Raw genomic sequence first — 1,188 nt, forward strand, 5'->3', positions numbered from 1 at the left:
ATCCAGGCGCACGGCCTGTCGGGCTCGGTCGACCTGCTCGTGCGCGTGGTCTGCCGCGACGCGCACGACCTGTTCCGGATCGACGGCGAGATCCTCGCGATCGAGGGCGTCGAGCGCACCGAGACCTCGCTCGCGATGGGCGAGCTCATCCCGTTCAGATTGGCTCCGCTGCTCGAGCGCTGAGTTGCAAACAGATTTATGCAAAGAAACCCTTGCAACTGTTTCTTTGCAGCGCTATCTTTGCAACATGAGCAACGAGCCAGACGACCTCCAGTCGCAGCCGAGCAGCCTGCGTCATCCGGGTGTCGATCACCTCATCACGACCGACAGCCTGAAGTCGCTCGCGCACCCGTTGCGTGTGCGCATCTACGACGAGCTCTCGGCGTACGGCCCGCTGACCGCGAGCGGGCTGGCCGAACGTCTCGGCGAATCGAGCGGTTCCACGAGCTACCACCTCCGCCAGCTCGAGCGCACCGGCCTCGTCCGTGAGGACACGACGCGCGGAAAGGGCAGGGAACGGTGGTGGGAGCGCACGCCCGGTTCCATCGCGATCCCCGACGCCCGGTCGCTGCCGCCGGGCAGCGCCGAGCGTCTCGCGGTCCGGCTCGTCGAGGACGAGTGGCTCCGGACCCGAGATCAGAACTTCCACGAGTTCGTCTCCGAGGGCGACGCCGTCTTCGGCGACGAGTGGCTCGACATCGCGACGAGCGACACCATCAATCTGCGTCTCACGCCCGAACAGCTCAGCGCACTCGTCGCCGACATCGACGCCGTGCTCATGCGCTACATCGACGCGTACAAGCGCACCCCGACGCCGGGCTCCCGCCCGGTGCAGATCCAGATCAACGCCTTCCCGCTCGTGCGCGGGGAGCCGACCGAAGACTCCTCGAAGGGATGACGATGAACACCGCACTCCTCTCCCCCAACACCGGCCTGGTGGCCGAGTGGGCCGTGCGCAGCGGTCTCAGCCTCGCCAGCTGGGGCATGCAGCGAGCCGCCCGGCGCAACGACCGCGACCGCCTCTTGGGTCGGCTCGAAGCCCGGGCCGCCGCCGAAGCGGCGCTCGCCGAACGCGACGCGACGTTCCGGTCGTCGACCTACGGCCTGCTGTAGGCACGACCGCACGAAAGCGAAGCGGAGACGACGGATGCCCCGCCCGAACGAATCGGGCGGGGCATCCGTCTGTGC

General features: G+C 68.0%; 3 protein-coding genes. All 3 read left to right on the plus strand.

Going from position 1 to position 1,188, the window contains the following annotated elements; translation table 11 throughout:
• A partial coding sequence (locus tag AC1DY2_RS19925; protein ID WP_476763990.1) for an Lrp/AsnC ligand binding domain-containing protein occupies positions 1 to 183 on the plus strand: 183 nt, incomplete at its 5' end.
• 64 nt (positions 184 to 247) lie between these two features.
• Positions 248 to 898, plus strand: a complete 651-nt coding sequence (locus AC1DY2_RS19930; RefSeq protein WP_476763991.1) for an ArsR/SmtB family transcription factor — start codon at positions 248 to 250, stop codon at positions 896 to 898.
• Between the two features lie 2 nt (positions 899 to 900).
• Positions 901 to 1,113: a hypothetical protein gene (locus tag AC1DY2_RS19935; RefSeq protein WP_476763992.1), complete on the plus strand. Its 213-nt coding sequence runs from the start codon at positions 901 to 903 to the stop codon at positions 1,111 to 1,113.
• Positions 1,114 to 1,188: the final 75 nt, after the last annotated feature.

This window comes from Agromyces sp. P1_H4, assembly GCF_056405255.1.

Coding starts and splice junctions, on each gene's coding strand:
- AC1DY2_RS19930 (WP_476763991.1), top strand. CDS start 248: ATGAGCAACGAGCCAGACGACCTCCAGTCGCAGCCGAGCAGCCTGCGT.
- AC1DY2_RS19935 (WP_476763992.1), top strand. CDS start 901: ATGAACACCGCACTCCTCTCCCCCAACACCGGCCTGGTGGCCGAGTGG.